This is a genomic window from Parafrankia colletiae (assembly GCF_001854655.1).
In the GTDB taxonomy this organism is placed as follows: domain Bacteria; phylum Actinomycetota; class Actinomycetes; order Frankiales; family Frankiaceae; genus Parafrankia; species Parafrankia colletiae.
The window spans coordinates 55,189-81,168 of the sequence record NZ_MBLM01000128.1 but is presented as its reverse complement, the minus strand read 5'-3'; the positions used below and the strand labels follow the sequence as shown (position 1 = coordinate 81,168).

Below are 25,980 nucleotides of genomic sequence, written 5' to 3'. Positions count from 1 at the left end.
ACGCTCCTGACCGGTTCCACCGTGGCCGGACGGAGTTTCGGCACAAGGTCCGGAGAAACCTTCAGGAGAATCCCAGAGCAAAGCTTTCAGTAGGCATACTGAAAGCTAATGAACAGGAAATCATCGATGCCGGAGAACAATTCTCGGAGAACGCGTTCCGCTGGAACGCAAAACCCTGGTGAACCCTCGACATAACGCCGGACAACAAGCCGCGCCGAGCCGGTGCCGACCCCGGCCGGGCGGAGATCCCGGCCGGGATCGGGGGCCGGGGTCAGCGGCGGTCGGGGACGGGTGCCGTCATGCGGCGGGGGTGGGGAGGCGCCGGCCGGTGTCGACGTCGAACAGGTGCAGGTCGGCGAGTGGGACACGGACCCGTGCCCGGTCGCCGATGGCTGGCTGCTGGTCCCCCGCGCGCACGGTCACCGCCCACCGGCCGAAATCTCCGGTGCAGTGCACGACGGCGGAGTCACCGGTGAACTCCACGACGTCCACCACCCCCGTCACGACCAGCCCCGGGCCGCCTGCCGCTCCCCCAGGCACCGGCGCTCCCGTGGACGCCAGCTCGCCGGAGGACGACGGCTCGCCGGGCGCGGGCATCTCGAGGACGGCGTCGCCCGGCCGCCAGCCCAGGCGGACGCGGTCCGGCGCGCCGCCGCCGGCCAGCGCGCCGCCGCCGGCGAGCGCGCCACCGCCGGGAAGCAACCCGCGGAGGCGACCGTCAGGCGACGTCCCGGCTGTCAGTTCGATGCCGGCCGGGTGGGACGCCACCGCCACCTCGTGCAGGTTCATCGCCGGGCTGCCGACGAAACCGGCGACGAAGACGTCCGCCGGGCGGCGGTAGACCTCGCCGGGAGTGCCGGACTGGACGACCTTCCCGCCGTTCATCACCACGAGGTTCGTCCCCATCGACAGCGCCTCGAGCTGGTCGTGCGTCACCAGCACGACGGTGTTGCCCAGCTCCCGGTGCAGCCGGATCAGTTCCGCGCGGGCATGCTGGCGCAGCTGGGCGTCCAGGGCGGAGAGCGGCTCGTCCAGCAGCAGCACCTGCGGCCGGCGGACGATCGCGCGGGCCAGCCCGACCCGCTGGCGCTCACCGCCCGAGAGCTGCCCGGGGCGCCGGCCACGCAGCTTCTCCAGGCCGAGCATGGCGCACGCCTCGGTGACCCGGCGGCCGATCTCCGCCTGGCTCGGCCCCGTGCGCCGGTTGTGCCTGGCCTCGAGCCGCAGGCTGAACGAGATGTTCTGCTCGACGGTGAGATGCGGGTAGAGCGCGAAGTCCTGGAAGACCATCGAGACGCCACGCTGTCCGGGCGGGGTGTTGGTGGCGTCGTCAGCGCCGATGATCACCCGGCCGGTGTCCGGCGTCTCCAGGCCGGCGATCACCCGCAGGCCGGTCGACTTGCCGCAGCCCGACGGGCCGACGAGGACGGTGAAGGATCCGCGCGGCACCTCCAGCCGCGGGACGTCCAGCACGGTCTGCCTGCCGTACTTCTTGGTGACTCCTTCCAGCAGGACGCCGGGCACGGTGCCACCCCGTGCCTCTGGTCCGTCGGCGGAACCGACGGCGGAAGCGTCGACGGGAACGGCAGTAGCCACGGGGGAGGTCACCATGTCACCGCAGCCCGGCCTGGAGGAAGGCGTCGGCGATGCGCCGGGACGCCAGCAGGTACGCCACGATGACGGGCACCGTGGCCAGCATCGCCGCGGCGAGCATGGGGCCGTGCTCAGGGCCCTCCGAGGTCTCGAACAACTGAAGTCCCATCTGGATGGTGGTGTGCTCCGGGCTCGGCGCGGCCAGCGACGGCCACAGGTACTCGTTCCAGGTCGTGATGAACACGACGATCCCGACTGCTCCGAGGGCCGGGCGCAGCAGCGGCAGGACGATGTGGCGGAGCGTCTCGAACGGGCTGGCGCCGTCGAGCGACGCGGCCGCGATCAGCGTCGGCGGGATCGAGCGGGTGTGTTCGCGCAGCAGCAGGACCGCCAGCGCGCAGTGGGAGAGCTGTGGGACGACGAGGCCGACGAAGGTGTCCCGCAGCCCGACCTCGGTGATCATCAGGAAGTGCGGGATGATCAGTGTCTGCGGCGGGACGACGAGGGCGACCGTGACCGCGGCGAGCAGCACCCCCTGGCCGCGGTGCGCGAAGCGTACGAACGACCAGGCCGCGAGCACACCGGCCGCGAGGTGGAGCGCCGTCACCCCGATCGCGGTGATGAAGGTGTTGAGCAGCAGACGTCCGATGGGRAACTCGTGCAGGGCGTACCGGTAGTTCTCCAGTGTCCCGGGAACCGGGAAGGGGCTGGAGCTGTAGACGTCGGTGCCGGGCTTGAACGAGCCGGACAGCGCCCACAGCAGCGGGAACAGCATGGCGAACGCGGCCAGGGCCAGTACGGTGTGCCGGGTCACCGCCGCGGCGCCGCCACTGCCACCTGGACCACTGCCACCTGGACCACTGCCGCCGGGGCCACGGCCACCCGGGACACTGCTGCCGTCACGACGTGACACGGCGTCTCCTCACCAGAGTCGACAGTCCGAACAGTGCGGTGAGGACCACCACGATCAGCACCGCGGCCGCCGCGCCCGTCCCGGCCTCGAAGAAGGTGAAGGCGTAGGTGTAGAGGCGGTAGTAGACGTTGTCGGTGCTGTTCACCGGGCCGCCCTGGGTGAGCACCGCGATGTTCGTGAAGGTCCACTGCCCGGCGAAGACGGCGCAGAGGAACGCGAGCAGGGCGGTGGTGCCGACGAGCTGCGGGACCACCAGGTGGCGGGTGATCTCCCATTCGGTGGCGCCGTCGACGCGGGCGGCGTCGAACGCACGGCGGTCCAGCGCCACGAGCGCCGCCCCGTACAGCAGGATGTTCAGCGCGACGAACCGGCTCGCGGTGATCAGCGAGATCGCCCAGATCGCGGTGTCGGGGTCGCCGAGCCAGTCCTGCTCGGGCAGGCCGACGGCGCCGAAGGTGCTGTTCACGACCCCGCCGAGGGGATCGAGGATGAACCGCCAGGTGACCGCCGTCGCCACCGGCGCGAGGACGACGGGCATGAACAGCAGCGAGCGGTACCGGTCACTGGCCTTCCCCGGGCGTTTCCACAGCATGATCGCCAGGGCCATCGGGAGGACCGTGGCGAAGGGCAGCAGGGCGAGCACGTACAGGCCCGTCCTGGCCAGAGCGCGCGGGAACTCGGGTTCCTCGACCAGCTGGCGGTAGTTGTCCACACCGACGAACGTCTTGTCCGGGGACGTCAGGTCCCAGTCCAGGACGCTGAGGACGGCGGTGAACACCAGCGGCCCGTACACCCAGACGACCAGCGCGATCAGGAGCGGGGCCTGGTAGGCCCAGGGCGTCAGTCGGGCGCGGACGACGACGGCGGCGGGGGCACGCTTCGTCGCGTGCCCCCGCGCTTCGAGCGTCGAGGCGCCGGCCTCGAGGGTGGTCATGCTCAGGCGCCGAGCTTCCTGATCTTGTCTGCGACCGAGGAGAGGGTGGACGCCGGGTCCGCGTCGCGCAGCACGATCGGCTCCACCGCCTCGTCCTGCAGGGTCACGACGGCCTGGTTCGCCTTCGAGCCGGGGAACGAGGTGTAGGGCGTCACCGTGTCGAGCTGCTCGAGCGACGGCTGGAGGAGCTTGACGATGGGCTCGTCCGCCAGGCTGGTGGCGACGCTCTCCCGCAGCGGCAGGTAGCCGATCCCCTTCGTGATGATCTCGAAGCCGGCCTCGCTGGTGGCGAACTTGACGAACTCCCAGGCGGCGCGCTTGTGCTCGTCGTTCTTGGCCAGCACCGCGAGACCCGCACCCGAGTAGGTGGGCTTGGCCGGCTTCGACCCGAAGGTCGGGAAGCTGGACGTCCCCAGCTCGAACTTGCCCTGGGCCGCCCCCATCGCGGTCGCCAGCACGGCGCTGCTGGTGACGAGCATGCCGAGCTTGCCGCTCGTGAACGCCGTCCGCGCGACCTCCGCGTTCACGGCCGGCATCGCACCGGACTTCGTGAGGTCCCGCAGCGCCGCGAGGGCGTCGACGGCCGGCTTGTCGTCGAGGGTGATCTCACCGCCCGCGTCGACGAGGCTCCCGCCGTTGCTGTTCACCACCGACTGGGTCATGAAGTCGGACTTGCCGGAGTCGACAACGCCGTAGTACACACCCTCGGACCCGGTGGCCTTGATCTTGAGCGCGGCCGCCTTGACGTCCTCGATGGTGGACGGGGGGTTCTTCGGATCCAGGCCGGCGGCGCGGAACAGGTCCGCATTGTAGTACATGATCGGGATCGACATGGTGTACGGCATCGCCGTCACCGTGCCGTCGAACTCGGTCGCTGTGAGGATCTGGCTCGAGATACCGGCGACGTGCTCGTCCCACTCGGCCTTCGGCGGGATCTGCTCGACCGGAACGATCGGCAGCACGTCCACCRCCTCGGCCATCTTGCTCCAGCCGATCTGCGCGACGTCCGGCGGGCTGCCGGCCGCGGTGTCCGTGCGCAGGCGGGTGAGCACGTCCTTCGTCGCCACGCCCTGCGGTTCGACGGTGATGTTCGGGTGCGCCTTCTCGAAGGCATCGATGAGGGCCTGGGTACCGGTGCCGCCCAGGCCGGGCGTCCCGTAGTTGTAGGAGAGGAACTTGATGGTGACCTTGGCATCGGGACCCAGGGGCGCCAGTCCGGCCGTGGTGGCCTCGCCGCCCGAACCTGCGCCTGCGGAGCTGGTGGTGTCGTCGCCGCAGGCCGCGGCGGCGAACATAGAAAGGGCGGCGACCAGGGCGGGCAGCAACAGCCGCCGCCCGCGTACGCGTCCTGTCCGGCCTGTCATTCTGTGACCTCTCCCACGTTCGAGCACTTTGACGTCTTCAAGCCGGCCGGACACTGCCCACCGACCCCCCACATCCGTCCGGTATCTCACCGGACGAATTTTCGTACCCCACGTGACCGCGGCGGAGAATGCCAGGGAAACGCAGGGGGTGCAGCACCAGAACGTGCTGTTCAGGCCGCCGGCCAGGCCGGTCGGGCCGCCGGGAGCAATGGTGCCGTCAGAGATTCACGGACGCAAAYGTAGTTTTCGATCCGCCCATTGGTAATTCGAATCGGCGTCGGACCGACGTGCCGTCGTGCTGTCGTGCCGTGCAGACGTGCCGTCATGCCTGTCGTGCTGTCGTGCTGTCGTGCTGTCGTGCTGTCGCCAGCCTTCCGCCCGCGCTCACACGCCGGTGACCGGCACCCGGGCAGTCTCACCGGCCGGGCGGGGGCGCGGTACCGGTGCGCTGGTCGCGAAGCCGTGGCGCAGGACGCGCGCCATCATCGCCGGGCGGAGAATGCTGGCCGGCGGTTCGACCAGGTTCGCGAGCCGCATGAATGCCCGGGCCACCACCGGATCGACATGCGCGGCGATGTGGGCGCGCCGCAGGTAGGCGTTCGTCAGCCTGACCCGCGCGGTGCGGGGGCCCTCCACACCCGGATAGTTCAGGTCCGCGTTGGTCGACATCCGCCAGGCGAGGTCGATCAGGGGCGCGGCCTCCTGGTGGAAACGCCGCGCCAGGTCGTCGCGGCCCGCGCGCAGACAGCGGCCGAGTACTTCGCTCTGCTGGGCCGCCACGGTCATTCCCTGGGCATAGACCGGGTTGAGGCTGCAGGCCGCGTCGCCGACGACGAGGAAGTTCCCCGGGGCGCCGACCAGCGCCTCGTAGTGCCGGCGCAGCGAGCCCCGGAAGCGGTGCGGAACGGGGTCGTCGAGCGGCTCCGCCGCGGAGACGATCTGGTGGACGTCCGGGACGGGCAGTGTCGAGGCGAACATCCGGAAGCCGGCATCGTCGAGCGGCGGGTGGTCGCCGAGCATCCCGCCGAGGGTGACGTGCCAGCGGTTCCCCTCCAGCACGATGGCCCCACCGCCCCGCCAGCCGGGCATCGTGGAGACGACCACGCCCAGGTCGCCGTCCAGGTGCTCCGGGCGCCGCCGGTAGGTGCGCGACGCGTAGCCGAGGTCGATGTCGATGCGCTCCTCGGCCGGCCGCGGGCAGCCGAGGTCCGCGAGCCAGTCGGGCGCCCGGGACCCCCGCCCGGTCGCGTCCACGACCAGGTCGGCCTCGATCACCTCGACGCCGGCACCCGCGCTCTGGACCCGCACGCCGACCACTCGCCGCGGGTCGCCCGGCGCCGCCACCAGCCCCAGCGCGGCGACGCGGGAGCGGAACGCGACGCCGGGCAGGGCCGCCGTGCGGGCCCGCAGCGTGCTCTCCAGCAGCGGCCGGCTGGCCAGGACCGTGGTCAGGCCGGTGGGGGTCGGATGCACCCGCAGGCCGCTGAGATACCACCGCGATCTGATCAGGACCTCGGTGGTCGGGGCGCCGAGGTCGGCGAGTTCCGCGGTCAGCCCGGGGAAGAGATCCTCGATGATGCGGCGCCCGCGTTCCATGAGCCCGTGCAGGTGGCGGCCCTGCGGAGCGCCCCGCCGCTGTTCGACGCCGGGCAGGTCGTCACGGTCCAGGACCGTCACCCGCTCGTAGCTGTCGGCGAGGACGCGGGCGGCGAGAATGCCGGCGAGGCTGGCGCCGATCACCACCGCGTGCCCGCTGCGGCCCGGGGCCACGGCCGGTCCCGGCCGCTGTTCGTTCTTCGGCCCACCGTCCGCCGATGYGTCTCTCGGCGGTGGAACAGCCTGCTCGGCCGGGCTGCTGATGTCTGCCACATCGTCCTCCCACAGCTGTCGCGGCCGGGCCCGGCCGCCGTGACCACGCGGCTCTCGCCCTGCGGTCCCGATGGACCCGGGCCCCTGGCCCCGAGGCCGGATGGCCGGCGCCGGCCATCCGGGCGCGGCTCCGCGAGTATTCCGGAGGGAATGCTGCCCGCGGCGAAATAAAAGCGTCAAGAAGCATTGACGAACGCCAATCAGTTTATGGGTATCGCCTATCGCTACACATCGGAACGCCCGAAACCAAAGGTTCTCACCAGATTTCCCGGCCGTTCACCCTCCCGTTAATGACATGCACATCAATGACAGAAGTTCGATCCGCRGCCGGACCGATTTCATATCCGGGACGCATTTTTCCGCGACGAAATCCGTCGACGCATCAGCGACACCGAGCGCAGGAGGTTGCCAGTGACGACGTCAGTACCGTCGCCCGGCGCACCGGAAACAATCGACGTGACGGAGAGCGTGCTTGCGCTCTTCGGCCAGGAGAGCCGGCCCGATCCCTATTCCCTCTGTCGGCGTCTACGCGAGGCCGGACCCCTTCACCGCACCCCGCTGGGCCTTTATCTGCTCACCCGGCACAGCGACTGCGTCACCGTCCTGCAGAACTCGTCCTGGAGTCATGCGGACGAGGCCGCCCAACTGCACGGCGAGATCGCGGCCGACGAGGCGGCCGAGGAGCTGCCCACCTCGTTCCTGTGGATGGACCCGCCCGATCACACCCGGCTGCGCCGACTCGTCGCGAAGGCCTTCACACCGCGGCTGGTCGCCGGCCTGCGCCCCCGCATCGGGCAGCTGGTCGACCAGCTGATCGACAACGCACTGGACGCCGGCGAGTTCGACCTGATCGAGACGATCGCATACCCTCTGCCACTCACCATCGTCTGCGAGCTCGTCGGGGTCCCGGCCAGCGACCACGCCATGGTGCAGCAGTGGTCGCAGTGGCTGGCCCGCGGCTTCGACCCGGAGGTCCTGCTGCCCGAGCAGGCCCGCGCCGAGCGCAGCACGGCGTCCCGGGACTTCCAGGCGTACTTCCGCGCCCTGATCGACGAGCGTCGGCGCCGACCGCAGGACGACCTGCTCAGCGCACTCGCCGCGGTCGAGGACCAGGGCGACGTGCTGACCGAGGTGGAACTGCTGACGTCCTGCGTGACCACTCTGGTGGCGGGCCACGAGACCACCGTGAACCTGGTCGGCAGCGGAATCCTCGCCCTGCTGCGCAGCCCCGACCAGATCCAGGTGCTGCGCGACCGGCCCGAGCTCATCCCGGCCGCCGTCGAGGAGCTCCTGCGCTACGACCCGCCCGTCCAGCTCACGACCCGGTCGGCGAAGGGGCCGCTCACGGTCGGCGATCACACCTTCGCCGACGGCGAGGGGGTCGTCGTCCTCATCAACGCGGCGAACCGCGACCCGGCGGCGTTCCCCGACCCCGACCGGCTCGACGTCACGCGGTTCCACCAGCGCACGCCGACCCCGCCGCACCAGCTCGCCTTCAGCCTCGGCATCCACTACTGCCTCGGCGCCCCCCTCGCGCTGCTGGAGATGGAGCTTCTGCTCGAGCGGCTGCTGCAGCGGGTGCGGACGCTCGAACTCCGCACGGACGACCCTCCGTACAAGCCGAACATCGTCGTCCGCGGGCTGGCCGCTCTTCCCATCTCCGTCCGCGGCTGATCGCAGACCCGATCGGATCTCCCAGGAGGCGCAGTTGACCCTCTCTCAGCACAGCCCCGAACTGGACGCCGATGCGGTGACCCGGATTCTGCTGGATCTGTTCAGCCCCCAGCACCGCGCCGATCCCTATCCCCTGTTCGCGCAGCTACGCGAAGCCGGCCCGCTGCACGAAACCCCACTGGGGGTGTGGGTCGTGACCCGGCACGCCGAATGCACCGCCGTGCTGCAGAACCCTTCCTGGGGACACAACCAGACTCCGGACGGCGCCTTCCGCGGCGGCGACTCCTTCCTGTTCATGAACCCGCCGCAGCACACGCGGCTACGGTCACTGGTCAGCCGGACGTTCACACCCCGGATGATCACCGGGCTGGCCCCGCGCATCGAACAGCTCGTCGACGAGCTGCTGGACGCCATGGTCGACGCAGGTGACACCGACCTGATCGCGGCGCTCGCCTATCCGCTGCCCATGACCATCGTGTGCGAGCTGCTCGGCGTTCCCGCCGCCGACTATCCCGTCTTCCACACGTGGTCCATCGCCATCGCCCGCGGGCTGGACCCGGAGTTCCTGCTCAGCCCAGAGGAGAAGACCGGCCGGGACGAGTCCACCGCCGCGTTCTACGAGTATTTCCGGGACCTTGCCCGCGCCCGGCGCGAGCACCCGGCGGCAGACCTGATCAGCGCGCTGGCCGCGGTCGACGAGAACGGCGACGGCCTCAGCGACACCGAGCTCCACGGCACCGGGAACCTGCTGCTGAACGCCGGTCACGAAACCAGCGTGAACCTGATCGGCAACGGCCTGCTCGCCCTGCTGCGCCGCCCCGACCAGCTCGCCGCGCTGCACGCCGATCCGGAACTCATCCCCAGCGCCGTCCAGGAGCTCCTCCGCTTCGACGCACCGATCCAGCTGATCCCCCGCGATGCCCTCACCGACCTCGAGCTCGCCGACCGGGCCCTGCCGGCCGACACCGGGGTGGCGGTCCTGCTCGCCGCGGCGAACCGCGACCCGGCCGCCTACCCCGACCCGGACCGCCTCGACATCACCCGCTTCCACCGGCGGCAGGCCCCCGCGCCGCGGCACCTCGCGTTCAGCCTGGGCGTCCACTTCTGCCTCGGTGCCGGGCTCGCCCTGCTGGAGATGGAGATCCTGCTCCGGCGGCTGATCGAGCGCGGCATCACCCTCGACCCGCACACCGACGAGCCCGACTACAAGCCGAACGTCATCCTGCGCGGCCCCGAACGCCTCCCCGTCTCGGTGCGGCAGCAGGCCCCACGGGACGCACGCACCCGGTCAACCGCCAGCTGACCGGCGAGGCGGCCGGGGTACTGGCGCTCAGTCCTCGCCGGAGGTCGGTGGTGACCACGGGGAGCAGGAGCGTTCCCGGTAGTCCGCGTCCGCGGTGGCGGTGCCGTCCAGGGTCAGCAGCATCGGCACGTAGACCTTCACCGCCGGATCGTCCGTCACCGGCTCCGGACCGCCGACCACCGCGAACCCGTGCCGGCCGTACATCCGGCGGGCCGGGGTGTTCGTCGGCACGACCCACAACCGGACACCGGCTGCGCCGACAACGCGGGCCCAGCCCAGCGCCGCAGTCACCAGTGCGTCCGAAACGCCCGAGCCACGGGCCGCGGGCGCCACCCACATCGCCGCCAGTTCGCGCAGGTCCCGCGCCGCGGAGGGGGTGTGTGCCGACACCGAACCGATCACCAGGCCGTCCCGCTCGGCCAGGAACGTCGCATCGGCCTCCCCGGACGCGCCGAGCCGTGCCCGGGCCTCCCAGTCGGCCACCGGCCGGGCAACCTCGTCGTCGTAGGTGCGCCAGAACGCCTCCGGTGCGTCGGCCAGCGCCGCGAGCCGGACCTCCCGCAGCACCCCGGCGTCATCCGCCCGGATCCGCCGCACCCGCACGCCCCCGRCCTGGGCCCCCGAACGAGTCATCGCCACCGAGTCTGCCATCCCGGACCTTCGGCGGAGAACCCGACGAACCAGCCCCTACCCGTCTCACCGCGGGATGACAGGCGCGCCGCGGCCGGTTCCCGTGGCGCCCCGGGACTCTCCCGTTACTTCGGCCGCACCCTTCTCCTCGTGATACTCCTGTTCCACATTGACGGTCCACACGTCGTGCCCCGAGCCGTCCAGAATGTTCTCCACGGTGAGCATCGCGGTCAGCATCGAGTGGTCGGCGTTGTTGTAGCGGTGCATGCCGTTGCGCCCCACCGGGTGGACATTGGGCGTGTTCTCCTCCAGCCAGCTTCGCATCAGGTCGACGTTACGGCGGTAGAACTGGTCGTACGTCGGATATGCCTTGGGTACCCGCACCACATAGCCGGCCTCCACCGCACCCGGACGGACCAGGCCGAGGGTCTCCAGTTCCGCGGCGCCCAGGGCGATCAGGTCCTGGTCCGGCATCGTCCACATCTCGTCGCCCTCGAAGACGAAGAACTCCAGACCGAGGCAGGTGCGCCCCTGTTTCACCAGGTACGGCGACCATGATCCGTAGTTCTGGATACGGCCGACGCGCACACCGGGGTCGTGGATGTAGATCCAGTTGTCCGGGAAACCGAACTCCTGCGGCACGACCAGGGCGACCGTCAGGTAGTCGCGGTAACGCAGGTCGTTCGCGGCCTCCAGCACCTCGACCGGCGGGGGCGGATCCATGCAGGTGAGCAACGCGGACATCGGCATGGAGGAGATCACCTGGTCTGCTGGCACCCGATCCGGCCCCCCGGCCGCGGAGGTGACGGAGACGGCGACGGCCCGCCCGTCCGCCCGATGGATCGCCGTCACGGCCGAGTTCAGGACGACGCCCGCGCCCATCTTCTCAGCCTTGCGGGCAGCCTCCTCCCACATCATGCCGGGCCCGTACTTCGGATAGCGGAACTCCTCGATAAGACTGGTGATCTCCTTCTGGTTCCGCTTCGGGAGGACCGCGTTGACGATCGCCGAGGAGAGGGAGAGGTTCTTGACCCGCTGAGCGGCCCAGTCGGCGGGCATCTCACTCACCGGAATCCCCCACAGCTTCTCCGTGTAGGTCTTGAAGAACGTCCGGTACAGGCGCCATCCGAACCGGGCGACCAGCCACGACTCGTAGTTTGCGTCCGGGTCCTTCGGTGGGCGCGCGCGGGCGTACAGATAAGAGCCGATCGCGAGAGCCGCCTCACACGGTCCCAGGTTTCGCAGAGCATTCAACGCTCGCAGCGGATAGTCGTACAGCCTGCCCTGGTAGTAGATCCGGCTCATGCGGGGACGGAGCAGGAAATCCTCTTCGGGCAGAATCTCGTTCCAGAGCGCCTCGACCGCCGACACCTTGGTGAAGAAACGGTGACCGCCGATGTCGAACCGCCACCCGTCCCGCACGACGGTTCGACTTATCCCGCCGACGACGTCGTCGGCCTCGAAGACCGTCACAGGGGCGCCGCGGGCCGCGAGCTGGTAGGCGGCCGTCAGCCCGGCTGGGCCGGCACCGATGACAACCGTGTGGGGACGTTCGGACTCGGACACATCGTCTCCTTCGCCAGGTGGCACGCGGACCACGCGCTCAGCGCAGCTCTCCGCACAGATAGCTGGACGGGCATGCCTCAAATTTTAGACACGACTGTCCAAGTCTAGGGTGGACGGGTGTCCACGGGAGTTCCAGAGCCGCCGGGGGCGCCGGGGACTCGGCGGACGTCGAGGGCACCTGCACGCGGCCGGCCCGCCAAGCGGGAGGCGATCATGTCGGCGGCGCTCGACCTCTTCGTCCGCCAGGGCTACGCGGCCACGACACTCGAGGACGTCGCCGCGGCCACACCGGTCTCCCGCCAGACCGTCTACAACCACTTCGGCGACAAGGAGACGCTGTTCCTCAGCGCCATCGACGAGCACCTCACCGCGACACTGGGCACCCTGCGCGAGGCGACGGCACACTTTCCCAGCGACCTGCCGGACCCCGAGGTCTACCTGAACGAGCTTGCGCGCCGGATCATGGCAACCTTTCTGCACCCACGCACGGCGGCCCTGCGCCTGCTACTCCAGACCGAGGGCCCCCGTCATCCCCAGCTGATGCAGCTCTGGCGGCAGCGCGTCGCGACACCGGTGTGGTCCGAGCTGATCGGCCAGCTCGCTCGCCTCGCTCACGGCGGCGTGCTGAGCATCGATGATCCCGCCCGCGCCGCAGGCCACTTCATAGCCCTCGTGAACGGAACCGTCTGGGAGATGACGGAGCTCGGCACCTTCGCCGTCCACACTCCGCCCACGATCGACGACCCAGCTCTCGACACGGCTCTGCGCTCCGCTGTCGGCCTGTTCGTCCGCGGCTACGCTCGCCGAGCACCCTAGGCTTCGGGCCTTGCGCCGCCGCGGGCCCGGTTCTGGACGTGCTTTGACCTGGATGGCTGGGCGTCTGGCTGGCGGCTGGTCATCCAGGCGGTGAGGTCGTGGGCGATGGTGGCGGGGTTCGTCATGGTGGTTGTGGTGTGTTCGCCGGTGCGGTGGTCGCAGCGTTCGACTTCGTAGGTGAGGGAGTCAAGCAGGACGGCGGAGGTGAACCAGGCCGGGTCGGCGGTGTCGGGCTGGATCACGACGAAGGTGTTGCCGGTCTGGTCGAGGGTCGCGATCAGCCTCGTCAGCACACGTGCTGACGGGTCGTGCGCGTGGTCGCCGTTCTCGCTGTCGGCGCGGTAGCGCTCGGCGTCCATCACCCTGCCTCCTGTCCCACTGACGGTTCCGGGTTCAGCATGACAGCCGGATCCCGGTCAGCGGCCGGAGCCCTTCGTTGATCGCGGCAAGGTGGATCGTGGCCTCGTAGCGGACGGCGAGCTTGTCGAACCTCCTCCCCCACGCCGACTGACTCGGCAGCATGGCTGGCGGGCTTCCCTGGCCGCGGACCGACCGGACGCTGGGCGACGCCGACGGAGAGCACTGTGTCCACCTGCGTGGTCTTCACGAAGTGCAAGGAAAGGGCCGGCCGGGACGCTGTTAGCGTCGAGGGCATGTTGCCCGCGGAGCTGCAGAGCGTCGACCGGAGTGACCTGCGTGCCACTGTCGGCGATGCCACCTACCGGCGGGGTACCCAGTACGCGCAGCAGGGCGCCGTGGTCGAGCTTTCCTGGCGATCGACCGGAAACGCGCTCCACGGCCTGGTGGCGGGGAGCCACGGGCAGCGCTATGTGACCACCGTGTATTTCACCGTCCTGCGGTCTCGAGGGCCGTGGTGCTTTGACGATTCCCAGTGCAGCTGCCCGGTGGGCGTCGACTGCAAGCATGCGGTCGCGCTCGTGCTGACGGCGGCCGAGCAGGCCGCGAGGCACAACCCGCCCCGCCGGCCCGGCGCCGGGGCGTCGCAGGGCTGGGCCTCGTCGCTCGCAGACCTGCTGCGCGATCACTCGGCCGGGGTTGGGGCAGACGAAGCGACGCCGCTCGCCGTCGAGCTGACGCTTTCCGCCGAGACGCCGGCGGCCCGGTCGGGGCAGGGCTGGCCCTTGCTGAGCGTGCTCGCACGGGTGGTGAAGCCCGGTAAGACCACCTGGGTCAACGCGCTTTCCTGGTCGAAGCTGCACGCGCCCGACAGGCACTACCAACGGGACAGCTATGTCGAGGAGCACGTACGTATCCTGCGGGAGATCTACGCCGTCTACCTGGCCGGTCAGGACGATACCGGCTACGGCGCCTATTCCTACGGCGACGAGAAGTATCTCGACTTCAGTGCGTTCACGAGCCCCCGGATATGGCCGCTGCTCGACGATGCCGCGGCGGCCGGGGTGCGACTGGTGCACGGGCGCAAACGGCTCGGTGATATCGAGCCGTACGGCTCCGCCGAGCTCTGCCTGGATATCACCGGCTCCTCGCCGGCGGCGGCGCTCACGGTCGGTCCGCTGCTGACGATGGCCGAGTCGGGTGTGGCCGTCGCACCGTTCGCGTTCATCGGCGATCATGGCGTCGTCGGTGTCGACCGGGCGGCGGTCGCGGCGTCGGACCGCCCGGAGGACTGGCGTATCCGGCTGGCCCGGTTGACCGCGCCCGTGCCGGCGGCACTGGCGCGGATGGCCGTGGAGAACAGGAGCCTGCGCGTCCCGGCGAGCGGGCGGGCGCGGTTCGTGGCCGAGTTCTACCCCGGTCTGCGCCGGCTGGCTCGGGTCGTCTCCAGCGACGGCTCCTTCGAGCCGCCGGTGATCACGCCGCCGGCCCTGGTCGCCCGGGTGGATTTCGGCCCCGGGCACACCGTCGACATCGGCTGGGAGTGGGACTACGCGGTCGGGGACGTGCGGTTGCGCGCACCGCTGCACCGCGACGACAGCGACCACGACGGCAACGGCAACGGCAACGCTCATGATGGCCGCGGCGACGTCGGTGGCGGCGGACGTGTCGACCAGTATCGCGACAGGGCCGCTGAGACGGAGATCCTCGCCGGTCTGAACCTGCCGCCCGCCGCCGGGCGGCTGCTGCCGCCGGGTGCGGAAGTCGTTCCGGCTTCGTCCGTCCGGCTCAGCGGGGTCGAGACGATGCGGTTCGCCACCGAACTGCTGCCGGTGCTGTCGGCCCATGACGGGATCACCGTCGAGATCGGGGGGCGTCCCGTCGACTACCGCGAGGTCGGCGACGAGCTGCGGATCGAGGTCTCCACCGATGCCGTGCCGGGCGACCCGGACTGGTTCGATCTCGGTGTCGCCGTCACCCTCGACGGACGCGAGCTGCCGTTCACGGCGATCCTGGCGGGACTGAGCCGGCGGGAGTCGCACCTGCTCCTCGAGGACGGCAGTTACTTCGGTCTGGATCGGCCGGAGCTGTCGAGCCTGCGCCGTCTGGTCGAGGAGGCGAAGGCCCTGCAGGACGCCCCCGGCGGGCCGTTGCGCATCAGTCGCTTCCAGGCCGGGCTGTGGGAGGAGCTCGTCAGCGTCGGCGTCGTCGTCCGCCAGGCGGAGCAGTGGCGCCGCCAGGTGACCGGCCTGCTGGAGCTCCCCACAGCCGGCGCGCAGGATCCGCCGGAGACGCTGCGAGCCGACCTGCGGCCCTACCAGGCTGACGGCTTCCGCTGGCTGAGCTTCCTGTGGGAGTGCCAGCTCGGCGGCATCCTCGCCGACGACATGGGCCTGGGCAAGACGGTGCAGTCACTCGCCCTGATCTGCCACGCCCGCGAGACCGATCCGGCGCTCCCGCCCTTCCTCATCGTCGCGCCGACGAGCGTGGTGACGAACTGGGCCTCCGAAGCTGCCCGCTTCGCGCCCACGCTGCGGGTCGCCGTCGTCACCGACACTCTGCGCCGCCGCGGTGGGACCCTCGCCGATCTCGTGGGCGCCGCCGATGTGGTCGTGACGTCCTACACGCTTTTCCGGCTCGACATCGAGGCCTATGCCGCCGCCTCCTGGGCCGGCCTGATGCTCGACGAGGCGCAGACCGTCAAGAACCATCAGGCGAAGGCCTACCAGTGCGCGCGTCTGTTGCCGGCGCCGTTCAAGCTGGCGGTCACCGGGACGCCGATGGAGAACAACGTCATGGAGCTGTGGTCGCTGCTGTCGATCACCGCGCCGGGCCTGTTCCCGAACCGGACCCGGTTCCACGACTACTTCGCCCGCCCGATCGAGAAACAGGGCGATGCAGAACGCCTGGGGCAGCTGCGGCGCCGGATCCGGCCGCTGATGATCCGGCGGACCAAGGAGCAGGTCGCCCCGGAGCTTCCCGAGAAGCAGGAGYAGATCCTCGACGTCGACCTGCACCCCCGCCACCGCCGGATCTACCAGACCCACCTGCAGCGCGAACGGCAGAAGGTGCTGGGCCTGATCGGCGACATGAACCGCAACCGGTTCACCATCCTGCGTTCGCTCACCGCGCTGCGGCAGCTCAGTCTGCACGCCGGACTCGTCGACGACGCCCACGACGAGCTGCCCAGCGCCAAGATCGACGTGCTGCTCGAACAGCTGCGGGACGTCGCCGACGGCGGGCACCGCGCGCTCGTCTTCAGCCAGTTCACCCGCTTCCTCGGCCGGGTCCAGGAGGCGCTCGACGCGGACGGCATCGAACACTGCTATCTGGACGGCGCGACCCGCGACCGGGCCGCGGTCCTCCGCCGGTTCAAGGAGGGACAGGCCCCGGTCTTCCTCATCAGCCTCAAGGCCGGCGGATCCGGGCTGAACCTGACCGAGGCGGACTACTGCTTCCTGCTCGACCCCTGGTGGAACCCGRCCACCGAGGCCCAGGCGGTCGACCGCACGCACCRCATCGGCCAGACCCGCAACGTCATGGTGTACCGGCTCGTGGCCAGGGACACCATCGAGGAGAAGGTCATGGCTCTGAAAGCCCGCAAGGCCGGCCTGTTCTCCGGAGTCATGGACAGCGGCGACTTCACCGGCACCGCACTGGACGCCGACGACATCCGCGAACTGCTGTCCTGAACAGCCCTTCTCTCCCGAGCTCCGTCAGGCGCCGGCGTGCCGGGGTGCCGTGCGGCGAACCCGAGGCCGCCCGAGGACCTGGACACCCTTGGCATCACCATCAACACTTTCCGTGTAAAGCAATTTACACTGATTAACGTGAGGTACATGTCTGGACTGATTTTGTGTCCGTAGACATCGGACATGGCCAACAGAAGGTGCCCAGACGGGCATTTCAGTCACCGACCAGTTACTTCAGGCACTCGCCGGCGRCTCGCCGTTCTCGGCAGCGTGGTCGCCCTGTTGCTGACGTCCGGCGCCACAGCCGCCACAGCCGCCACAGCCGCCACGGGCCCGGCGAGCGCCGCGTCCGCACGCACGTCGCTCGCGGCGAACGGCACGACCGCGAGCGCGCTCGCGGCGCGGTTCCGCACCTACCTGACCGGGAGGCCCGGCGCGGTCAGTGTCGCCCTGTACGACGCCAGCTCCGGGGCGACCGTCGTCAGCGGCAACTCGTCCCGGACGGGCTGGGAGACCGCCAGCACCGTCAAGCTGGACATCCTGGCGGCACTGTTGTCGAAGACCGGGACGAGCGGCCGGCTCACCGCCGCCCAGACGACGCTCGCCAGGAAGATGATCTCGGTCAGTGACAACGCGGCGGCCAGCACGCTCTGGCGGCAGGCCGGGGGTACAGCGGGCATGAACGCCTTCTTCCGCCGCCTCGGAATGACCTCGACCACCGCCGGCGCCGGCGGCAAGTGGGGCCTGACGAAGACCACGGCACGCGACCAGCTCGCCGTCCTGCGCGCGGTGGCCTACCCCAACCGGACGCTGTCAGCCGCCGCCCGGACCACCGCCAGAGAGCTGCTTCGCAGCGTTGTCTCCTCCCAGCGGTGGGGTCTGACGGCAGGCGTGCCGTCCGGTGTCGCGGTGGAGATCAAGAACGGCTGGCTGCCGTACGACGGCGGCTGGGTGATCGACAGCCTGGCCCACGTGCACGGCGGCGGGCGCGACTACGTGATGGCCGTCTACACCCGGAACAGCGTCACCATGAACACCGGGATCACCACCGTCGCGGGCCTGTCCCGGATCGCCTGGGCCGCCGGACCCGTGCGAGGCTGACACGGCACTAGCAGAACGTCGAATTTTCATCTTCGCGCGTCGCGGTCACGATGAGACCGAAGTCACTGGAAGGCAGCCGGTCGCTGCCGGACGCGTCGACGTCGACGTCGGACCATACTGACAAAATCGCGGGGACTCCTTCGACGGACCTGGCTTGGGAGAAGCAAAGGACTCGTCCAGTAGCAGGCGAGCCATGGGGGGCGGGAGCCCCGCCGTCAAATTCGAGGTGCCAGCCCTCCGGGGGAAGGACCTCGCGATAGAACTGCATTACTTCATCAATCGAGGCCACGGGCCCGTAGGCCCGCGCCGCCTGCGCGGTCTCGTACCCACACCCGGCACTCTGCTCGCGTAGCACCGTACCGGTGGGATGCAGATCGAGCACGGGAAGATCATTCAGGCTTTCAGCGAGACGCCTGTTCGTCTCCTTACAGACATCCTCCCCCGTCGCGTACTCACCTGGGCGACAGGAGGAGAGGAAAGAAACAAACAGAACTCCCGCCAGGAATCGAGAGAGAATGTGACCAGAAATCACATCGGGGCATTTTCCGATCATCAGGGAGTGGCCCTTGCCTTCCCTACGAACCGGGTATGACCGTAGGTTCCAGCGCAACACCGATGGCGCTCGGGTTCACAGGTTTCGGCGCTGGAAGGATGTCGCCGCCAGTGCCCAGATGATGGCCACCCACACGACCGACCATGCGAGATAGACACCGGTCAGAGACGACACGCTCAGGAACGGGAACGCCGCCAGATCTCCCCCGCTGAGCTGGAGGAGCACCGACGGGTCCTGGAATCCGTGCATCGCCCCGCGCCACAGGCCGTCGGTGGGCAGCACGATCCGCGAGACGGCACCGACCTGTTCCATGCTCTCGTTGTGGAGCGCCACACCCATGCCGCCGACGACACCGGCCACCCAGGTGGCGCCGAAGAGACCGACCGAGACCACACCCGAGGCCATCGGGGAGACGACCGTCGACAGCAGCAGCGCGAGGGTCAGCAGCACCACGACCTGCGCGGCGAGCAGGGCGAGGGCCGACGCCGGCTGCGGAGGCCAGTAGTCGGCCGTCACCTTGACCACGACGCACTGCGCGAGCCCGGCGAGGACGGTGTAGATGCTGCCGAACGCCACCAGGCCGAGCCATTTGCCCAGCAGGAACGCCGACCGCCGGATCGGCCGGGCGAGCACGGCCAGCGCGATACCCGACTCGGTCTCGCCGGCGAGCGTCGGGCCCGCGAGGAAGGCCGTGCCCAGCGCGGCGATCAGGCTGAGCCCGAACATGACGAGATTCAGGATCTCGGAGGACGCCAGCAACCGCTCACCGGTGGTCAGCCCGCCGGAGTCGGACTCGGCGGCCAACCGGGAGAAGCCCCAGCCGCTCAGCGTCAGCAGCAGCACGGTGAGTACCGCCAGCGCCAGCATCACCCGGCGCCGCGAGGCCTCCCGCAGGGTGAGCGCCGCGATGGTGAGCACCGTCCGGACCGTTCCCAGCCGGGCCCGCGGCAGCCGTCCCGACGCGGTCGCGGGTGGCGTTGCCGCGGATGGCGTTGCCGCGGATGGCGGGGCGCCCGCTCCGGGCGGGGACAGTCGGGTTGTCATCGTGTGTCCTCCGGTCGGTCGGCGGAGCCGGCGCGCAGGATGCCGAGCAACCGTTCTTCCAGGCTGATGCGCGCCGGCTCGACGGCGTGCACCCGTGTTCCCAGGCCGACGAGCTCGGCCACCAGCCCCGGGACGACGTCCGCTGCCGCGCCACCCGATCCGTTGCCTGTGCCCGTACCCAGGTCCGGGTCCGGGTCTGCGGGGTCCGGCGGCAGCACCAGCGTGAACCAGTCGCCCGATCGCTCGACGCTGCCGACCGCGGTCAGGCAGCGGTGCGCGGCCGGGGAGACGTCCGTCAGCCGCAGCCGGAGCTCGCGTTGGCCGAGGAGCTCACGCAGCGTGCCCGCCGCCGCCACCCGGCCGCGGTCGAGGATCACGACCCGGTCGCAGACCCGTTCGACCTCGCCGATGAGGTGCGAGTTGAGGAGCACCGCGACGCCGCGGGAGCGCAGGTCCAGGACGATGTCGCGGACGTCGGCACGGCCCAGCGGGTCCAGCGCGCTCGTCGGCTCGTCGAGGATCACGAGCTCGGGCCGGGCGATCAGGGCGACGGCGAGCCCGAGCCGCTGCTGCATCCCCTTGGAGAAGCCGCCGACCCGGTCGCCGGCGCGCTCGGCGAGGCCGACCAGGGCCAGGCAGGCCTGCCGCTCCCGCGCGGTCACGTCGGCACCCGAGAGCCGGATGTGCAGGGTCAGCACCTCCGTGGCGCTCAGCCAGGGCTGGTAGCGGAAGAGTTCCGGCAGGTAGCCGACGCGGGCGCGGGCAGCCGGGTCGCTGGCTGGCCGCCCGAGCAGGAGCACCTCCCCCGCGTCGGGCCGGACCAGGCCCAGCAGCATCTTGATCACCGAGGTCTTGCCGGCCCCGTTGGGACCGAGCAGGCCGACGACCTGCCCGCGGCCGACCTCCAGGGAGACGTCCTCGACGGCGGTGCGCCGGCCGTACCGCTTGCGCAGTCCGGAGCTCCAGACGGCGGGCGACGGCTGCAGGCCTTCGACCAGGCGTGCCGTCGTACGCAGCGTCGCCTCGTCGACGTCGGTGGCGGTGGCGGTGGCGGCCATGGCCGCAGGGGTCGGGGAGGTCACCGCAGCTCCCGGGCCGTCGTGAGGACCTCGTCGGTGGACAGCGAGCCGGCCACGGCGAACAGCTCGCCGCCGTTCACCCAGACGACCGCGGCGAAGGTGCCGTCCCGGCTGGCCAGCGCGGTCGCGGGAGTGCCGTCGACGTCCACCGGCTTCGTGGTGAATTCGTCGCTGGGCACCGGCAGCGGCAGGGTGGTGCCGTCCGCGGCGTAGGTGCGCAGCTGCGCCGCGACCTCGTCGGGCAGGCCGGGCAGGGACAGGACGTAGTCGCGGACCGTCCCGAACGGGACACCGGAGGAGAACGCCCTGGGTGCGACGGCGTGGCCCACGATCAGCGCGGGGGCGCCACTCGTGGAGGGCCACATCTGCGCCACGCCCGGGCCGGCGGTCAACCGCACCCGCGATCCGTCCAGGCCGGGCGGGACGGGCGGCAGTGGGCGGCCCTCGGCGGCGGCCGCCTGCGCGGCGCGCTGCGTCGAGAAGGTGAACACGGCCTCGGCCTCGTCGCTCACCTGGATCAGCGACTGACCGTCGACGCCACGGGGAAGATGTTCGACGTCGGGGACGTCGAGACCGGTCTGCTCGGCTGCGGCCGCCGCGTCGTCGACCTCCCGCAGGGCGGGCTGCTGGCTCCATTCGAGCTCGCCGTACGCGCTCAGGTCGGGCAGCGCGACCAGGTCGGAGGCGCGCAGGCCGATCACCGCGACCCGCTCGGTCTGGAAGATCTGCAGCCAGCCGTTGGCCGCGGCGGTTCCGGCCCCGGCGATGACGACGGAGGCGGCCAGGGCGGCGACGATCGGGCGGCGCGCGAACTGCCCCACCCGCCGGCGGCGCGGGGAGCGGGCGGCCGGGCGGCCGGTTGCCGCCGCGGATGCCGCGGGTGCCGCGGCCACCAGGCGGTGCCAGGCGGCGTCCTCGTCGACGGGGGCGGCGATGGTGCCGGCGATGCTGCCGGCGGCGGCCAGTGCCGCGTGGACGACGGCGGCGTCCTCGCGCATGGTGGCGAGTGCGGCCAGGCAGCGTGGGCAGCTCGCGGTGTGCTCGCGGTCGGCGTCGGCCACCCCGGCCGGCTCGTCGAGCAGCCGACGCAGCACGCCGTCAGATGTGTGACCCATGACGGTGCAGCTCCTTTCGTAGGGCGGATTCGGCACGGCGGACGGTGGTACCGATGCTGGTCGGGGACATGTCGAGAGCGGTGGCGACGTCGGCGTAGCTCAGGCCGCTGTGTCGCAGGACGAGCGCCACGGCCTGGGTGCGCGGGAGCCGGGCGAGGGCGGCGCGCACCTGGCGATGTTCGTCCCGCAGGACCACGGCCTCGGCGACGTCGGGCACGCCGACGGCATGCGCGACCGTGGCCGCCGTCTCCTCCCGCCCGGCGCGGCGCCGGTGCGAACGGATGTGGTTCAGCGCGGTGTGGGCGGCGGCGACGCAGAGCCAGCCGCGGGTCTGCGCGGCCGGCACCGACGACCGGTTGAAGGAGAGGAAGACCTCCTGGGCGACGTCCTCCGCCTGGTGCCGGTCGCCGAGCACGCCCGCGGCCACCCCGACCACCACCCGGTAGTCACGGCGGAACACCTCGTCCAGGTCGGGCCGTACGTGCGCCACACCGCCCGCCGCGCTGCGCACCTCGACGCCGTGGGTCGCCGTGCCGCGCACCGCCGTGCCGCGCGCAGGGCGGGGAAGCGCCATCCGCCCGGTTCTCCCCTCCGTCCCGTCCCGACTGCCGGCGGCCACGGCGGCAGCCGCCCCGGGGCCCGCCAGAGCGGGGACGCCCGCCGCCTGCCCGTGCCGTATCAGGTCCATAGCCATACAGCACCGCCGCAAGCCCGCTTGTGACATCGGGCTGTCGATCGTCTCCTGCCGCCGCGGCCGACGGGAGCGGGGTGGTCAATCCTCCTCAGCGAGATCAGCGACTGGGCGACCTCGCCGGGCAGCGGAGGCAGCGCTGGTCGCGGTCTGGTTCCCGAGGGTCGCATCCGGTGGATCTGACACGGTGGCTGGTTTCTCGCCGTGAGGTCGTGTGTTGCGTTTCCGCTCCTATAGGGCCACCTGTGTCCGTCTCCGCCGGGCCCTTGACGGATCAAGGCGACGACCGTTCCGCAAGCCTTCGCGGGCAGTGGCCCCGAAGAGACACCACCCGCCCCCCAGGTCTCGGGTGGCTACTTCCCACGCCCGGCAGGGGCGCGAGAAGCCCTGGTCAACGGCCTGACGAACCCGCAGCCTCCACCGACGGCGGTGCCCGAAGACTGCCCTGGTCGACGATCGGCATCCCACCCACACCCCCGACGTCCACCCGCCCGGCCACTGACCCCGGACGCCGCCCCGGACCGGCCGTCCCGACCCCCACCCGCCCGTCCGACCAGTGACAGGACCGTTCAGACAGCAGCGTCACCTCAACCGGAAGCAGYACCCGGGAACGGCAGCCGGAAACGGCGACCGGACAGGCGCCGACCGCGGGCTGCCCGCCGCCGGGTCAGGTCGCCCCATAGAGCAGGGGTCGCCCGATCCCGCCAGAGGGAATCGGCCGCTCGGCCRCTCTCGCTGAGAGAAGGTGGTGGTGGTCCTCTCCAGGCGGGTGCCGGCGGGCAGCCCRCGGTCCGCGCTGCGAGGCCGACCGGTCGCGCCGTTTCCCGGTCAAGGTGACAACCGTGTCCGTCCTGTCGTCGCCCTGCCCAGTCGCTCACACATGCCGAAGTCGGACCGAGATCGGGGATGATGCTGGTGCTGCCGGAAGGACCCGACATTCTTGCCCGACTGCAGGCGTCCCTCGCGGACGTACGGCCGGGATTCCAACTTTCCTACGAGCCGGTCGCTGTGGAGATCGCTCTGACCGGSGCCATGGCGCCCGACCCGCCGGGGCCGCCGGGCCCGATGTGCGAGGTCGTCGTCCGGGTGCGGGACACCAGAGCCGGCGAGATCCTCGTCTACCGGTCCGACGACTGGCCGCTCGGGAAGACGCTCGATGATCCTGACCCGGACGGGACGATCCGCGACTCCTTCACCTGGCTGCTGCACGCCCTTCTCGACGAGTGGTGGCAGACCGAGATCCGGCGCACCTGAACCGTGGGGAGACCGGGCTGCTCCTCCGTCCACCGTCCGCGGCGRCAATAAATCTCAACCAGATGGTTGACGTCCTCGGTACGGGCACCTAGGGTCATCGTCAACCGAATGGTTGAGGGAGGTGGGTGTGGATCAGCTGTCGCGGCTCTTCGCGGCACTCACGGACCCGACGCGGCGGGATCTGGTCGCCCGGCTGACCGAGGGCGACGCCACCGTCGGCGAGCTCGCCGCGCCCTACGACATGAGCGTCCAGGCCGTGTCGAAGCACCTGAAGGTTCTCGAACAGGCGGGTCTGGTCAGCAGGGCCGGGCCGGCGCACCGCAGCCCCGTGCACCTTGAGGCCGAGGTGTTCGACCTGATGACAGGGTGGATCGAGCGCTACCGCCGCTGCGCCGAGGAGCGCTACCGCCGCCTCGACACGCTCCTGGCCGCAATGAACGAAGGCACCTCGAACGACGAACAACCACTGGAGGAAACAGCCTGATGAGCAACCACAGCAGCAGCACCGCCACCGCCGAGACGACCCGGATCGAGGCCGACCCGACCGTGCCGGTGATCCGGATGACGCGGGACTTCGCCGCCACCCCCGAGCAGCTCTTCCGCGCGCACACCGACCCCGCCCTGTTCGTCCGCTGGGTCGGGCCGGACAGTCTGGACGTGACGATCGAGCACTGGGACGCCACCAGTGGCGGCAGCTGGCGCTACGTCGCCCGCCGGGACGGTCAGGAGTTCCGGTTCCGCGGCTGCTTCCACGAGATCCGTCCCGACCGGCTCGTGCAGACCTTCACCTTCGAGGCCGAGCCGGACGGCGTGGCGCTCGAGACGCTGTGGTTCGAGGACCTCGGCGACGGCCGCACCCGGCTGCACGCCCAGTCCCTGGTCGACAGCTTCGAGGCGCGGGACGCCTGGCTGCGCGGCGGCATGGAGACCGGCGTCAACGAGGGCTACGCCAAGCTCGCCGCGCTGGTCTCCTCGGGTGCCGTCTGAGATGACAGCGTCCCCGGCGGCGCTGGTGGCGCTCGCCGACCGTCCGGCCGAGCGTCACCGGCTGATCGCGGCCACCTTCACCGACCGGGTGCTCGGCACCCACGACTGGGACGCCCCCACACCGGTCACCGGCTGGGCGGCGCGCGACGTGGTCGGCCACCTGTGCACCTGGTTCGCCGGCTTCGTCGAGGGCAGCGGCGGGCCGGTGCTGCGCCGCGGCCCGGCCGTCGAGGAGGACCCGGTGCGCGCCTGGCAGGTCCACACCGAGGCCGTCCAGCGGCTCCTCGACGACCCGGCCACGGCCACGCTGGTGCTGCGCAACCCGCACCTCGGCGATCGTCCGCTGGCCGCGGCCACCGACATGATCTACACGTCGGACGTCTTCATGCACACCTGGGACCTGGCCCGGGCGACCGGCCAGGACGACCGCCTCGACGCCGACTACTGCGCCCAGCTGGTCGGTGGCATGGAGCAGATGGAGGACGTCATCCGCGGCTCGGGCCAGTACGGGCCGCGGGTCGCCGTCCCCGCCGGCTCGGATGCCCAGACCCGCCTGCTCGGCTTCATCGGCCGCGACCCGTCCTACCCGTCATGGCCGGCCGGGGGCCCGCGCCGCTGACAGACTCCGCGCATGGAGTGGTCCTGGCTCACCGGCTCGTATCACGAACAGATCGTCAGGACCGGCCGCGAGCCGTTGCTGCTCCTGCTCCTGGGCCTGGTCGGCGGTTTCCTGTTCATCAGGACATCCGCCCGTCTCATCCGGGCGAACGTCCGGTGGTGGCCGGGGAACGTCTCGGCCGGTGGCGTGCACCTGCATCACGAGTTCTTCGGCGTGCTCATGGTGCTCACGACCGGCACGATCAGTTTCGCCACGGACACCACCGGTCCGTGGCGTGACGTCCTCGCCCTCGTCTTCGGGATCGGGGCCGGCCTCGTGCTCGACGAGTTCGCGCTGCTGCTCCACCTGAAGGACGTCTACTGGACCAGGGAGGGCCGTTCGTCCGTCGACGCCGTCATCGTCGCCACGGCGCTGACCGGGCTTCTGCTGCTCCGGGTCGCCCCCTTCGGGCTGGACAACATCAGCGGGGACGAACGTCTGACCCGGTGGACGGTGGTCGCGTTCGTCCTGGTCAACCTGGCCCTGACCATGCTGACCGCGCTCAAGGGCAAGCCCTGGCTGGCCCTGTTCAGCGTGTTCGCGACCGTCATCGGAGTCTGGGGCGTGACGCGGCTCGCCGCCCCGCGCAGCCCGTGGGCCCGGCGCACCTATGACGAGCGGAAGCTGGCCCGGGCCGGAGAACGGGCCGCCCGCTGGAACAGGMGGCGCGAGCGTGTGTTCGCCCTCATCGCCGGAGCCGACAGCCCGGGCCCTCCCGACTCCCGGGGCTCCCCCACCTAGGCGCGCGAAGGCCTGCGGAGGCACATCGGGGCACGCCTGAGGGGCC

General features: G+C 70.8%; 24 protein-coding genes. 10 read left to right on the top strand and 14 right to left on the bottom strand.

Going from position 1 to position 25,980, the window contains the following annotated elements:
- Window positions 1–297: 297 nt before the first annotated feature.
- From CC117_RS20170 to CC117_RS20150, 5 genes are all read right to left on the bottom strand, one after another.
- Entirely contained in the window at window positions 298–1,596 is a 1,299-nt protein-coding gene (locus CC117_RS20170) for an ABC transporter ATP-binding protein (protein ID WP_241830272.1), read from the bottom strand.
- Between the two features lie 16 nt (window positions 1,597–1,612).
- Window positions 1,613–2,506, bottom strand: a complete 894-nt coding sequence (locus tag CC117_RS20165; protein WP_071086459.1) for a carbohydrate ABC transporter permease — start codon at window positions 2,504–2,506, stop codon at window positions 1,613–1,615.
- Window positions 2,493–3,440 (bottom strand): carbohydrate ABC transporter permease, encoded by a 948-nt coding sequence (locus CC117_RS20160; RefSeq protein WP_071086457.1) that lies wholly within the window; start codon window positions 3,438–3,440, stop codon window positions 2,493–2,495. The genes CC117_RS20165 and CC117_RS20160 overlap by 14 nt, the downstream gene beginning before the upstream one ends.
- A gap of 2 nt (window positions 3,441–3,442) precedes the next feature.
- Window positions 3,443–4,804, bottom strand: coding sequence for an ABC transporter substrate-binding protein (locus CC117_RS20155; protein WP_241830271.1), 1,362 nt, complete (start codon window positions 4,802–4,804; stop codon window positions 3,443–3,445).
- 384 nt (window positions 4,805–5,188) lie between these two features.
- Window positions 5,189–6,574, bottom strand: a complete 1,386-nt coding sequence (locus tag CC117_RS20150; RefSeq protein WP_071086524.1) for an FAD-dependent oxidoreductase — start codon at window positions 6,572–6,574, stop codon at window positions 5,189–5,191.
- A gap of 504 nt (window positions 6,575–7,078) precedes the next feature.
- On the opposite strand from CC117_RS20150, the gene CC117_RS20145 reads away from it, so the two are divergent.
- Window positions 7,079–8,347 (top strand): cytochrome P450, encoded by a 1,269-nt coding sequence (locus tag CC117_RS20145; RefSeq protein ID WP_071086455.1) that lies wholly within the window; start codon window positions 7,079–7,081, stop codon window positions 8,345–8,347.
- Between the two features lie 34 nt (window positions 8,348–8,381).
- On the top strand, window positions 8,382–9,650 hold the full coding sequence (locus CC117_RS20140; protein ID WP_071086449.1) for a cytochrome P450: 1,269 nt from the start codon (window positions 8,382–8,384) through the stop codon (window positions 9,648–9,650).
- A gap of 27 nt (window positions 9,651–9,677) precedes the next feature.
- Here the strand turns inward: CC117_RS20140 and CC117_RS20135 are convergent, their stop codons facing one another.
- Both CC117_RS20135 and CC117_RS20130 read right to left on the bottom strand, forming a co-directional pair.
- Window positions 9,678–10,301 carry a GNAT family N-acetyltransferase gene (locus CC117_RS20135; protein WP_241830269.1) on the bottom strand — a complete coding sequence of 208 codons (624 nt, stop codon included), beginning with the start codon at window positions 10,299–10,301 and terminating at the stop codon, window positions 9,678–9,680.
- A gap of 45 nt (window positions 10,302–10,346) precedes the next feature.
- Window positions 10,347–11,846: an NAD(P)/FAD-dependent oxidoreductase gene (locus CC117_RS20130; protein WP_071086447.1), complete on the bottom strand. Its 1,500-nt coding sequence runs from the start codon at window positions 11,844–11,846 to the stop codon at window positions 10,347–10,349.
- A 213-nt stretch (window positions 11,847–12,059) separates the two neighbouring features.
- On the opposite strand from CC117_RS20130, the gene CC117_RS20125 reads away from it, so the two are divergent.
- Window positions 12,060–12,662: a TetR/AcrR family transcriptional regulator gene (locus tag CC117_RS20125; RefSeq protein ID WP_071086445.1), complete on the top strand. Its 603-nt coding sequence runs from the start codon at window positions 12,060–12,062 to the stop codon at window positions 12,660–12,662.
- Here the strand turns inward: CC117_RS20125 and CC117_RS20120 are convergent.
- Together CC117_RS20120 and CC117_RS39825 are read right to left on the bottom strand one after the other, a co-directional pair.
- Entirely contained in the window at window positions 12,659–13,021 is a 363-nt protein-coding gene (locus CC117_RS20120) for a hypothetical protein (RefSeq protein WP_071086443.1), read from the bottom strand. The genes CC117_RS20125 and CC117_RS20120 overlap by 4 nt on opposite strands.
- A 34-nt stretch (window positions 13,022–13,055) precedes the next feature.
- Complete coding sequence (locus CC117_RS39825; RefSeq protein WP_256385399.1) at window positions 13,056–13,184, bottom strand: hypothetical protein; 129 nt, start codon at window positions 13,182–13,184, stop codon at window positions 13,056–13,058.
- A gap of 131 nt (window positions 13,185–13,315) precedes the next feature.
- Between CC117_RS39825 and CC117_RS20115 the strand changes: the two genes are divergently transcribed.
- On the top strand, window positions 13,316–16,711 hold the full coding sequence (locus CC117_RS20115; protein ID WP_071086441.1) for a DEAD/DEAH box helicase: 3,396 nt from the start codon (window positions 13,316–13,318) through the stop codon (window positions 16,709–16,711).
- Between the two features lie 270 nt (window positions 16,712–16,981).
- Window positions 16,982–17,812: a serine hydrolase gene (locus tag CC117_RS20110; RefSeq protein WP_071086439.1), complete on the top strand. Its 831-nt coding sequence runs from the start codon at window positions 16,982–16,984 to the stop codon at window positions 17,810–17,812.
- Between the two features lie 7 nt (window positions 17,813–17,819).
- Here CC117_RS20110 and CC117_RS20105 read toward each other — a convergent pair whose 3' ends face one another.
- The 5 genes from CC117_RS20105 to CC117_RS20085 all read right to left on the bottom strand — a co-directional run bounded on the left by CC117_RS20105 (window position 17,820) and on the right by CC117_RS20085 (window position 22,291).
- Window positions 17,820–18,194: a hypothetical protein gene (locus CC117_RS20105; protein WP_071086437.1), complete on the bottom strand. Its 375-nt coding sequence runs from the start codon at window positions 18,192–18,194 to the stop codon at window positions 17,820–17,822.
- A gap of 246 nt (window positions 18,195–18,440) precedes the next feature.
- Window positions 18,441–19,283 carry an ABC transporter permease subunit gene (locus CC117_RS20100; RefSeq protein WP_071086435.1) on the bottom strand — a complete coding sequence of 281 codons (843 nt, stop codon included), beginning with the start codon at window positions 19,281–19,283 and terminating at the stop codon, window positions 18,441–18,443.
- A gap of 122 nt (window positions 19,284–19,405) precedes the next feature.
- Window positions 19,406–20,467, bottom strand: coding sequence for an ABC transporter ATP-binding protein (locus tag CC117_RS20095; protein WP_071086433.1), 1,062 nt, complete (start codon window positions 20,465–20,467; stop codon window positions 19,406–19,408).
- A gap of 20 nt (window positions 20,468–20,487) precedes the next feature.
- Window positions 20,488–21,603, bottom strand: a complete 1,116-nt coding sequence (locus CC117_RS20090) for a hypothetical protein (RefSeq protein ID WP_071086431.1) — start codon at window positions 21,601–21,603, stop codon at window positions 20,488–20,490.
- A complete protein-coding gene (locus tag CC117_RS20085) occupies window positions 21,587–22,291 on the bottom strand; it encodes a sigma-70 family RNA polymerase sigma factor (protein ID WP_241830266.1) in 705 nt (234 codons plus the stop codon). Before CC117_RS20085 ends, CC117_RS20090 begins: the two co-directional genes overlap by 17 nt.
- Window positions 22,292–23,209: 918 nt before the next feature.
- On the opposite strand from CC117_RS20085, the gene CC117_RS20080 reads away from it, so the two are divergent.
- From CC117_RS20080 to CC117_RS20060, 5 genes are all read left to right on the top strand, one after another.
- Window positions 23,210–23,548 (top strand): hypothetical protein, encoded by a 339-nt coding sequence (locus tag CC117_RS20080; protein ID WP_131803099.1) that lies wholly within the window; start codon window positions 23,210–23,212, stop codon window positions 23,546–23,548.
- Window positions 23,549–23,675: 127 nt separating this feature from the next.
- Window positions 23,676–24,032, top strand: coding sequence for an ArsR/SmtB family transcription factor (locus tag CC117_RS20075; RefSeq protein WP_071086427.1), 357 nt, complete (start codon window positions 23,676–23,678; stop codon window positions 24,030–24,032).
- Entirely contained in the window at window positions 24,032–24,535 is a 504-nt protein-coding gene (locus CC117_RS20070) for an SRPBCC family protein (RefSeq protein ID WP_071086425.1), read from the top strand. Before CC117_RS20075 ends, CC117_RS20070 begins: the two co-directional genes overlap by 1 nt.
- A 1-nt stretch (window position 24,536) precedes the next feature.
- Entirely contained in the window at window positions 24,537–25,154 is a 618-nt protein-coding gene (locus CC117_RS20065; RefSeq protein WP_116287844.1) for a TIGR03086 family metal-binding protein, read from the top strand.
- Between the two features lie 12 nt (window positions 25,155–25,166).
- Window positions 25,167–25,934 (top strand): hypothetical protein, encoded by a 768-nt coding sequence (locus CC117_RS20060; RefSeq protein ID WP_071086423.1) that lies wholly within the window; start codon window positions 25,167–25,169, stop codon window positions 25,932–25,934.
- Window positions 25,935–25,980 lie beyond the last annotated feature (46 nt).

Coding starts and splice junctions, on each gene's coding strand:
- CC117_RS20160 (WP_071086457.1), bottom strand. CDS start 3,440: ATGACCACCCTCGAGGCCGGCGCCTCGACGCTCGAAGCGCGGGGGCAC.
- CC117_RS20125 (WP_071086445.1), top strand. CDS start 12,060: ATGTCGGCGGCGCTCGACCTCTTCGTCCGCCAGGGCTACGCGGCCACG.
- CC117_RS20120 (WP_071086443.1), bottom strand. CDS start 13,021: ATGGACGCCGAGCGCTACCGCGCCGACAGCGAGAACGGCGACCACGCG.
- CC117_RS39825 (WP_256385399.1), bottom strand. CDS start 13,184: ATGCTGCCGAGTCAGTCGGCGTGGGGGAGGAGGTTCGACAAGCTCGCC.
- CC117_RS20095 (WP_071086433.1), bottom strand. CDS start 20,467: ATGGCCGCCACCGCCACCGCCACCGACGTCGACGAGGCGACGCTGCGT.
- CC117_RS20090 (WP_071086431.1), bottom strand. CDS start 21,603: ATGGGTCACACATCTGACGGCGTGCTGCGTCGGCTGCTCGACGAGCCG.
- CC117_RS20085 (WP_241830266.1), bottom strand. CDS start 22,291: ATGGACCTGATACGGCACGGGCAGGCGGCGGGCGTCCCCGCTCTGGCG.
- CC117_RS20070 (WP_071086425.1), top strand. CDS start 24,032: ATGAGCAACCACAGCAGCAGCACCGCCACCGCCGAGACGACCCGGATC.
- CC117_RS20065 (WP_116287844.1), top strand. CDS start 24,537: ATGACAGCGTCCCCGGCGGCGCTGGTGGCGCTCGCCGACCGTCCGGCC.